The following is an 8,881-nucleotide window of genomic DNA, read 5'->3' on the forward strand; positions in this document are numbered from 1 at the left end:
ATGACCGGACCCCTGGACGGCGTCGTCGTCGTCGATCTCTCCCGGGCCCTCGCCGGCCCGCACGCCACGATGATGCTGGGCGACCTCGGCGCCCGGGTCGTCAAGGTGGAGGCGCCCGGCCGGGGCGACGACACGCGCGGCTGGGGACCCCCCTTCGTGGGTGAGGAGGGCGCGCGCGAGTCGACCTACTTCCTGTCCGCGAACCGGAACAAGGAGTCGATCGCCCTCGACCTCAAGGCCGACGACGACCGCGCGACCCTCCTGGAGCTCGTCGACCGCGCCGACGTGCTCGTGGAGAACTTCCGGCCCGGCGTGCTCGACCGGCTCGGCCTCGGCGTCGAGTCCCTGCTCGAGCGCAACCCGCGGCTCGTGGTGCTCTCGATCACGGGCTTCGGGCACGACGGGCCCGAGGGGGGCCGGGCGGGGTACGACCAGATCGCCCAGGGCGAGGCCGGTCTGATGTCGCTCACGGGGTCCGGTCCGGACGACCCGCAGCGCGTCGGCGTGCCGATCGGCGACCTGCTCGCCGGCATCTACGGTGCGTACGGCGTGCTCGCGGCGCTGCACGAGCGCCACACCACCGGGCGCGGCCAGGTGGTGCGCACGTCCCTGCTGGCCGCCGTCACCGGGGTGCACGCCTTCCAGGGCACCCGGTGGACGGTGGCGGGGGAGGTGGGCCGCGCGCAGGGCAACCACCACCCTTCGATCGCGCCGTACGGCCTGTTCCGCTGCCGTGACGGCGCCGTCCAGATCGCCGTCGGATCCGAGGCGCTGTGGCAGAGGTTCTGTCAGGCGTTCGGGCTCGACCCCGGCGCGGAGGGCATGCGGACCAACCCCGAGCGGGTGGCCCACCGCGACCAGGTCGTCGCGACCGTCGAGGAGGTCTTCGCGGCCCACGACGCCGACGCCCTGCTCACCCTGCTCTCCGACGCCGGCGTCCCGGCGGGGCGCGTGCGCACCCTCGACGAGGTGTACGCGTGGGAGCAGACAGCGAGCCAGGGCCTGCTCGTCGACGTCGAGCACACCAGCCTCGGCACCGTGACCCTGCCCGGCCCGCCGCTGCGCTTCTTCGACCCGTCGGGCGACGAGGTGACGCGGCGCGACCACCAGGCCCCGCCCGTGCTCGACGAGCACGCCGGGCGGATCAGGGCCTGGCTCGACCAGGACGCGCCGTGACCCGCCGCTGGACCGCGCGCGAGCTGCTCGACCTCGTGCTCGACGCGGGCAGCCTCGAGTCGTGGGACGCGCCGGTCGACACCTCGGGTCACCCGGACGACTACCGCGCGGTGCTGGCGGCGGCCGCCGAGAAGGCGGGCACCGACGAGTCCGTGCTCACCGGCCGTGGCACGGTCAGGGGGCGGCCCGTCGTGGTCGTCGCCAACGAGTTCCGCTTCCTCGGCGGCTCGATCGGCCGGGCCGCGGCGCAGCGGATCGCCGCGGCCGTGCGCCGCGCCACCGCCGAGCGCCTGCCCGTCCTCGCCACCACGGCGTCGGGCGGCACGCGGATGCAGGAGGGCACGCCCGCGTTCCTGCAGATGGTCGAGATCTCGCGGGCCGTCATGGCGCACCGCGACGCCGGCCTGCCCTACCTCGTCTACCTGCGCCACCCCACCACCGGCGGCGTGTACGCCTCGTGGGGCTCGCTCGGCCACCTCACGGTCGCCGAGCCGGGCGCACTCATCGGGTTCCTCGGCCCGCGCGTCGTGGAGGCGCTTACCGGCACCGCCCTGCCCGACGGCGTCCAGTCCGCCGAGAACCTCGCGGCCAAGGGCGTGATCGACGGCGTGGTCGCCCCCGAGCACCTGCCCGCGCTCGTCGAGCGGGCGCTCGCCGTCCTCGTCGACCCGCCGGCGCCGTCGGGCCTGCCGCGGCGCCGGGGCGAGCCGTCCGGGACGACGTCGGCCTGGGACTCCGTGCGGCGGACCCGGGCCGAGGACCGCGTCGGGGTCCGGGACCTGCTGCGCTACGGCGCGTCGGGCACCGTGCGGCTGTCGGGCACGGACGAGGGCGAGCGCGACGAGTCGATGCTGGTCGCGCTCACCCGGCTGGGTGGGCAGCCGTGCGTGGTCGTGGGGCAGGACCGGACCCGGCAGTCGGCTGCCGCGCCCATGGGGCCGGCGGCGCTGCGGGTCGCCCGGCGCGCGATGGGGCTGGCCCAGGAGCTGCGGCTCCCGCTGGTCGCCGTCGTCGACACGCCGGGCGCCGAGCTCTCCCGGGCGGCGGAGGAGGGCGCGCTGGCCGGCGAGATCGCGCGGTGCATCGCGGAGCTGACCCGCATGACCGTTCCGACGCTGTCCGTGATCCTCGGCCAGGGCTGTGGCGGGGGCGCGCTCGCGCTGCTGCCCGCGCAGACCGTCCTCGCGGCCGAGCACGCGTGGCTCTCGCCGCTGCCGCCCGAGGGCGCGAGCGTCATCGTGCACGGCGACACGACGCACGCGGCCGAGCTGGCCGAGGCCCAGCACGTGCGCGCCGTCGACCTGCTCGCGGAGGGGGCCGTGCAGCACGTCGTGCCCGAGCGCGACGACGACACGGCGCGCGACGTCGCCGTCGCGGTGGCCGCGGAGTGCGCGGCGGTGCTGGCGGCGGCCGGCGCGGCCGGTACGCCGGGGTGAGGGGTGGCGCCGTCCCTGACCGCGCCCGCTCGTCTTCGAAGCCGACGTTGCTCGGCTTTCGAGGCCCGCAAAGCCGAGCAACGTCGGGTTCGAAGACGAGTGGCTGCGGCGTCGCCGCGCCGGGTCAGCGGGTGCGCTTCTCCAGGGCCTTGCGGACCTGCTGGACCAGCGCGAAGACGAGGAGCGCGGCGAACGCGACGGAGGCCGCGCGGTCGGGCAGCACCACGGAGAGGCTCGCGCCGGCGTAGGAGAACACCGACGCGACGACGCCGATGAGCGCGGCGGTGCGCAGGCGCACGAGGCGGTTGCGGGCGTTCACCCAGGTGCCCGAGACGGCGGTGGGGATCATCGCCACGAGCGACGTGCCCTTCGCGAGCGCGGGCGCGAAGTCGAACAGCGCGGACAGCCCCGGCACCGCGATCTGCCCGCCCCCGATGCCGAGCAGGCCCGAGGCGACGCCCATGACGAGACCGAGGGCGACCATGCCGACGCCGTCGAGCAGGCTGGGCAGTCCCTCCGCCGTGTTCACGGACGGCGGCTCGCCGAACCCGTCGAGCAGCGACCGCACGATCCCGGCGACGAGGACGCCCACGAACAGCCAGCGCAGCAGCGTCTCGGGCACCCGGGCGAGCAGGCGGGCGCCCACGACGGCGCCGACCACCGAGCCGACGACGAGCAGACCCGCCGCCACCAGGTCGACCGCCTGGTGCGTGAGGTAGGGGATCGAGCCGACGATCGCCGCGGGCAGGATGGCCGCGAGCGAGTACGCGCCGGCCCGGCGCTGCGTGAGGCCACCGAGCGAGGTGAGCAGCGGCACCATGACGATGCCGCCGCCGAGACCGAAGAGCCCGGAGAACGCCCCGCCGACGACGCCGACGAGGACGGCGCGCGGTGGGGTCAGGGAGTCGTCGGTCTGCTCAGTCACCCCGCGATGATCTCAGGTGCGCGGCGATGGTCCGCGCGCCGTCCGCCGGGTCGGTGCCCGTGGTGTCCACCTCGAGGTCGTAGCCGACACCCCGGTGCACGGCCTCGGCCTGCCGCGCGGCCATGCCCGCGACGCGGTCGCCCCGCTCGGCCTCGCGCCGGGCGGCGACCTCCGGGGCGCACCGGACGCCCACCCAGAGGGTCGGCACGTCGCCGAGGGCGTCGAGCCAGCGCCGCTGCGAGGCCGTGCCGCCGAGGAACACGTCGTCGACCACGAGGTGCGCGCCCGCACGGGCCATGGCGACCAGCCCGGTGGTCCAGGCGTCCTGCAGCGCCGTGAAGTCGGGGCCGACGTCGACCGCCCCGTCGTCGGCGAAGCCGATCCCGTCGCCGCCGGCGGTCAGCCGGGCGGGCATCGCGTCGACGAGCGTGTCGACGCTCAGCGACAGCCAGGCCTCCGGCAGCTCGTCCTGCAGGGCGCGGGCGAGCGTGGACTTGCCCGAGCTCGACCCGCCGTTCAGCACGATCACCTGGACGCTCATGCGCTCACCGTACGGGTGCCGGTGGCGGGCGCCGGAGTGGAATTCCAAGTTGAGTGGAATAGACTCAACTTTGCACGGGTTCTTCTCGATGGACCTCTGCCCCACCACCTGACCAGCCCCGGGAGGCTTCATGGACACCAAGTTCACGACCATGTCGCAGCAGGCGCTCGGCGACGCGATCCAGTCGGCGTCGGCCGCAGGCAACCCGCAGCTCGAGCCCGTGCACCTGCTCGGCGCGCTGCTCGGGCAGGAGAACGGCGTCGCCGTCGGCCTGCTCGACGCGGTCGGGGCGAACGCGCAGTCCATCGGCCAGCGTGTGCGCGCGGCCCTCGTCGCGCTGCCGCAGGCCAGCGGGGCCAGCACCGCCCAGCCGAGCGCGAGCCGCGCGTTCGCCGCGGTGCTCGACGTCGCAGGCAAGGAGGCCCAGGGGCTGGGGGACGAGTACGTCTCCACGGAGCACCTGCTCGTCGCGCTGGCCGCCGGCCAGTCGTCGGCCGCGCAGATCCTGGCCGACGCCGGGGCGACCGCCGACGCCCTGCGCGCCGCGCTGCCCGCCGTCCGCGGCTCGGGGCGCGTCACGAGCCCCAACCCCGAGGGCACGTACAAGGCGCTCGAGCAGTACGGCACCGACCTGACGCAGCGCGCCCGCGACGGCAGGCTCGACCCGGTGATCGGCCGCGACTCCGAGATTCGGCGCGTCGTGCAGGTGCTGTCCCGGCGCACCAAGAACAACCCGGTGCTCATCGGCGAGCCCGGCGTCGGCAAGACCGCCGTCGTCGAGGGCCTCGCGCAGCGCATCGTGGCCGGTGACGTGCCCGAGTCGCTCAAGGACAAGCGCCTCGTCGCGCTCGACCTCGCGAGCATGGTCGCGGGCGCGAAGTACCGCGGCGAGTTCGAGGAGCGGCTCAAGGCCGTGCTCGAGGAGATCACCGCCTCCGACGGCCAGGTCGTCACCTTCATCGACGAGCTGCACACCGTCGTCGGTGCCGGGGCGGGCGGCGAGGGTGCCATGGACGCGGGCAACATGCTCAAGCCCATGCTGGCTCGCGGCGAGCTGCGGCTCGTCGGCGCCACCACGCTCGACGAGTACCGCGAGCACATCGAGAAGGACCCGGCCCTCGAACGCCGGTTCCAGCAGGTGTTCGTGGGCGAGCCGTCGGTCGAGGACACGGTCGCCATCCTGCGCGGGCTCAAGGAGCGGTACGAGGCCCACCACAAGGTGACCATCGCCGACTCCGCGCTCGTAGCCGCCGCCACCCTCTCCGACCGGTACATCTCCGGCCGGCAGCTCCCCGACAAGGCGATCGACCTGGTCGACGAGGCCGCCTCGCGCCTGCGCATGGAGCTCGACTCCTCGCCCGTCGAGATCGACGAGCTGCAGCGCGCCGTCACGCGCCTGGAGATGGAGGAGGTCGTCCTGTCCGAGTCGGAGGACGCCGCCTCGAAGGACCGCCTGGAGCGGCTGCGCGCCGACCTGGCCGACCGCCGCGAGGTCCTCGCCGCGCTCACCGCGCGCTGGGAGTCCGAGAAGGCCGGCCACAACCGCGTCGGCGACCTGCGCGCCCGCCTCGACGAGCTGCGCACCGACGCCGAGCGCAAGCTGCGCGAGGGCGACCTCGAGGGCGCGGCGCGGATCCGCTACGGCGAGATCCCCGTCGTCGAGAAGGAGCTCGCCGCCGCCGAGCGGGCCGAGTCGGAGGGCGGCAGCCAGCCGTCCCCCGAGCAGCCGATGATCGCCGACAAGGTCGGCGCCGACGAGATCGCCGAGGTGGTCTCCGCGTGGACCGGCATCCCGGCCGGACGCCTGCTCCAGGGCGAGTCGGAGAAGCTGCTGCACATGGAGGAGGTCATCGGGCGGCGCCTCATCGGCCAGCAGGCCGCCGTCGCCGCGGTGTCCGACGCCGTGCGCCGCACCCGGGCCGGCGTCTCCGACCCCGACCGGCCCACGGGCTCGTTCCTGTTCCTCGGCCCCACCGGCGTCGGCAAGACCGAGCTCGCCAAGGCGCTCGCGGACTTCCTGTTCGACGACGAGCGCGCCATGGTGCGCATCGACATGTCCGAGTACGGCGAGAAGCACTCCGTGGCGCGGCTCGTCGGCGCCCCTCCGGGGTACGTCGGGTACGAGGAGGGCGGCCAGCTCACCGAGGCCGTGCGTCGCAGGCCGTACTCGGTGGTGCTGCTGGACGAGGTGGAGAAGGCCCACCCCGAGGTCTTCGACGTCCTGCTCCAAGTGCTCGACGACGGCCGGCTCACGGACGGCCAGGGCCGCACCGTCGACTTCCGCAACGCCATCCTCGTGCTGACGTCCAACCTCGGCTCGCAGTTCCTCGTGGACCCGACGCTCTCGGACGCCGAGCGGCGCGAGTCCGTGATGACGGCGGTCCGCGAGGCGTTCAAGCCGGAGTTCCTCAACCGGCTCGACGACGTCGTCGTCTTCGACGCGCTGTCGCTCGACGAGCTCGGCCGCATCGTCGACCTGCAGGTCGACGCGTTCGCGGCGCGGCTCGGCGACCGGCGGATCACGCTCGACGTGACCCCGGCAGCGCGCGAGTGGCTCGCGCTGGAGGGCTTCGACCCGGCGTACGGCGCCCGGCCGCTGCGCCGCCTGGTGCAGCGCGAGATCGGCGACCGCCTCGCGCGGCTGCTGCTCGCGGGCGACGTGTCGGACGGCGACGAGGTGGTCGTGGACCGCGGCGACGGCGAGGGGCTCGCCCTCGAGCGGCGGGCCGTGCCGGCCTGACGGCCCTCCCGGCCGCACCGGCCCTGGGGCCGGCCTCCTGGTCCGGTGTCCGTCGAACGACGGACACCGGACTACGCTTCTCGGCCGATGTGCGTGGCGCGTGCGGCTGCCATCCTGGGGCACAGGGGGCGGGACGCGGAGATGTGACGGTCCTGTGAAGGTCTGGCTCTCGACGACCAGATCGGGAGCGCCGTCGCGTCCCTCTGTGTGCGGGTGAATCGGCGGGCGGCTGGGAGGGCCTGATGCTGCGATTCCATTTCACGTCGGACGACCTTGCCCGGGTACGGATCGCACCGGGCCCCGACCCCCTGTGGGAGGTGCTGCTGAGCGCGCACGTGGTGAACCAGCGCGGCGGCACGCCGCTGTTCACGACGTGGCGCGAGCGGGTGCTGACCGGTCTGCACCCGGCCGCCCGGATGCTGCTGCGCCTCGCGCCGCCGCGGGGGTACTCACCCGACTTTCTCACGCCGATGACCGGGTCCGCCGACTTCGAGACCGGCCTCGACGCCGTGCTGTCCACCCCGAGGACCAGGCTGAGCGCGGACATGTCCCTGCTGACGCGCGGGCACAGGCCGCACCTGTGGATGCGCGACCTCGCGGCGGGCTCGGCCCCCGCCGTGCGCGGGCTCGGCGTGGCCGTCCGGGCCTATTACGAGCAGGCGATCGGCCCGTACTGGAGCAGCATCCGGGCGGCCGTCGACCTCGACCGCGCCGCGCGGACCCGCGCCTGGGTCGAGGGCGGCACCGAGAACGCCCTGCGCACCCTGCACCCCTCGGTGCGGTGGGAGCACCCCGTCCTGTCCGTGGCGACGGCCGCCGAGCGCGACGTGCACCTCGCCGGCCGCGGGCTGGTCGTCATCCCGTCGTACTTCTGCCAGCGCGCCCCGATCACGGTCGCCGACCCCGAGCTGCCGCCGGTGCTCATCTACCCGATCGCGCACGAGCACGCCGTGCCGGAGCGGCCGATCGAGTCGGCGGCCGACAGCGGCCGTCCGCTCACCGCGCTGCTGGGCCGCACCCGGGCCGCCGTCCTGCGCACGCTGGGCACGGGGGCGACGACCTCCGAGATCGCGCAGCGCCTCGCCATCTCGCCCGCGTCGGCGTCGGAGCACGCCACCGTGCTGCGCAACGCGGGTCTCGTCGCGTCGGGCCGGGAGCGCAACTCGGTGATCCACGCGCCGACCCCGCTGGGCCGGACGCTGCTCGACGGCTGTTCCTCCGGGCCCGCGACCGTGCCGGCTCTCCTGCAGCCGGCACGGCACGCGGTCACTGCAGGAGATCCTGCGTGATCGGTTCCGACGTCGCGGCGAGGCACAGGCCGACCCGGTCGCCGTCGCCCCACGACTCCTCGCTCGGCCCCCACACCACGTAGCGCACGGTGTTCACCACGGGGCTGGTGCGCGCGACCGGCCCGAGCTGCTTCGTGCCGCACACCTGCGCGACCCGCTTGTCGACCTCGTTGCGCCCCGGCCACACGGCGGCCGCCGCGAAGTCGGTGCGTCCGACGACCTGGGCGCCGTGCTCCTCGTTGCAGGGCACGGCGACCACCTCGGCGACCTCGCCGTCCTCGGGCAGGCTCTCGACGCACGACCCGAGCACGAGCTGCAGCGGGTGCACCTCGCGCGGCTCGGCGATCATCGCCTCGATCGGGTCCCACTGGCGCTTGCCCACCATGTTCGCGACGAGGACGACCACCGCGATCACCGCGACCACGGCCACCGCGGCGCCGCCGAGCAGCGCGTAGCGGCGCCGTCGCGCCGACTCCTCGGCCGTGGGCGTGCCGGGGGTCCAGCCCGCGTACGTGGTGTCGGGCGCGTAGTCGTGCACGTTCGGGAAGCCCCGCGCCGGGCGGCCGGGCGACGCCGGGAACGGCGACGGCGGCTGCTGCGCCGCACCGGGTGCGCCCGGGTGCTGCGGGTGCACCGCGGGCGTCGGGAACGGGCTCGGCGGCGCGACGACCGGCGGCAGGTGCGTCGTCGGCGCGGCGAAGAGCTCGGTCTCGGCGGCGGGCTCGGGACGGGTGGGGGAGTCGGCCGAGGTCTCGGCCGGGCTGCTCGCCGGGG

The 8,881-nt window shown here is 75.1% G+C and carries 7 protein-coding genes; 4 read left to right on the top strand and 3 right to left on the bottom strand.

The genetic code is table 11. From position 1 onward, the window contains the following. Both HLB15_RS12860 and HLB15_RS12865 read left to right on the top strand, forming a co-directional pair. A complete protein-coding gene (locus HLB15_RS12860; protein WP_171106165.1) occupies nt 1–1,176 on the top strand; it encodes a CaiB/BaiF CoA transferase family protein in 1,176 nt (391 codons plus the stop codon). After that, nucleotides 1,173–2,612 (top strand): carboxyl transferase domain-containing protein, encoded by a 1,440-nt coding sequence (locus tag HLB15_RS12865; RefSeq protein WP_171106166.1) that lies wholly within the window; start codon nt 1,173–1,175, stop codon nt 2,610–2,612. The genes HLB15_RS12860 and HLB15_RS12865 overlap by 4 nt, the downstream gene beginning before the upstream one ends. 124 nt (nt 2,613–2,736) lie before the next feature. Here HLB15_RS12865 and HLB15_RS12870 read toward each other — a convergent pair whose 3' ends face one another. Beyond that, entirely contained in the window at nt 2,737–3,537 is an 801-nt protein-coding gene (locus tag HLB15_RS12870) for a sulfite exporter TauE/SafE family protein (RefSeq protein WP_171106167.1), read from the bottom strand. Then, nucleotides 3,530–4,078, bottom strand: coding sequence for a chloramphenicol phosphotransferase CPT (gene cpt / locus HLB15_RS12875; protein ID WP_171106168.1), 549 nt, complete (start codon nt 4,076–4,078; stop codon nt 3,530–3,532). Before cpt ends, HLB15_RS12870 begins: the two co-directional genes overlap by 8 nt. Nucleotides 4,079–4,208: 130 nt before the next feature. On the opposite strand from cpt, the gene clpB reads away from it, so the two are divergent. Both clpB and HLB15_RS12885 read left to right on the top strand, forming a co-directional pair. Continuing rightward, nucleotides 4,209–6,818: an ATP-dependent chaperone ClpB gene (gene clpB, locus HLB15_RS12880; RefSeq protein ID WP_171106169.1), complete on the top strand. Its 2,610-nt coding sequence runs from the start codon at nt 4,209–4,211 to the stop codon at nt 6,816–6,818. A 242-nt stretch (nt 6,819–7,060) separates the two neighbouring features. Next, nucleotides 7,061–8,107 carry an ArsR/SmtB family transcription factor gene (locus HLB15_RS12885; RefSeq protein WP_171106170.1) on the top strand — a complete coding sequence of 349 codons (1,047 nt, stop codon included), beginning with the start codon at nt 7,061–7,063 and terminating at the stop codon, nt 8,105–8,107. On the opposite strand, the gene HLB15_RS12890 is transcribed toward HLB15_RS12885, so the two are convergent. After that, the coding region (locus HLB15_RS12890; RefSeq protein ID WP_171106171.1) for a septum formation family protein at nt 8,085–8,881 on the bottom strand (797 nt) is incomplete at its 5' end. The genes HLB15_RS12885 and HLB15_RS12890 overlap by 23 nt on opposite strands.

The organism is Promicromonospora citrea, assembly GCF_013004695.1.
Taxonomy (GTDB): domain Bacteria; phylum Actinomycetota; class Actinomycetes; order Actinomycetales; family Cellulomonadaceae; genus Promicromonospora; species Promicromonospora citrea.

Excerpts from the sequence above, each read along its gene's own strand:
- clpB (WP_171106169.1), top strand. The coding sequence starts at position 4,209 with ATGGACACCAAGTTCACGACCATGTCGCAGCAGGCGCTCGGCGACGCG.
- HLB15_RS12885 (WP_171106170.1), top strand. The coding sequence starts at position 7,061 with ATGCTGCGATTCCATTTCACGTCGGACGACCTTGCCCGGGTACGGATC.
- HLB15_RS12860 (WP_171106165.1), top strand. The coding sequence starts at position 1 with ATGACCGGACCCCTGGACGGCGTCGTCGTCGTCGATCTCTCCCGGGCC.
- cpt (WP_171106168.1), bottom strand. The coding sequence starts at position 4,078 with ATGAGCGTCCAGGTGATCGTGCTGAACGGCGGGTCGAGCTCGGGCAAG.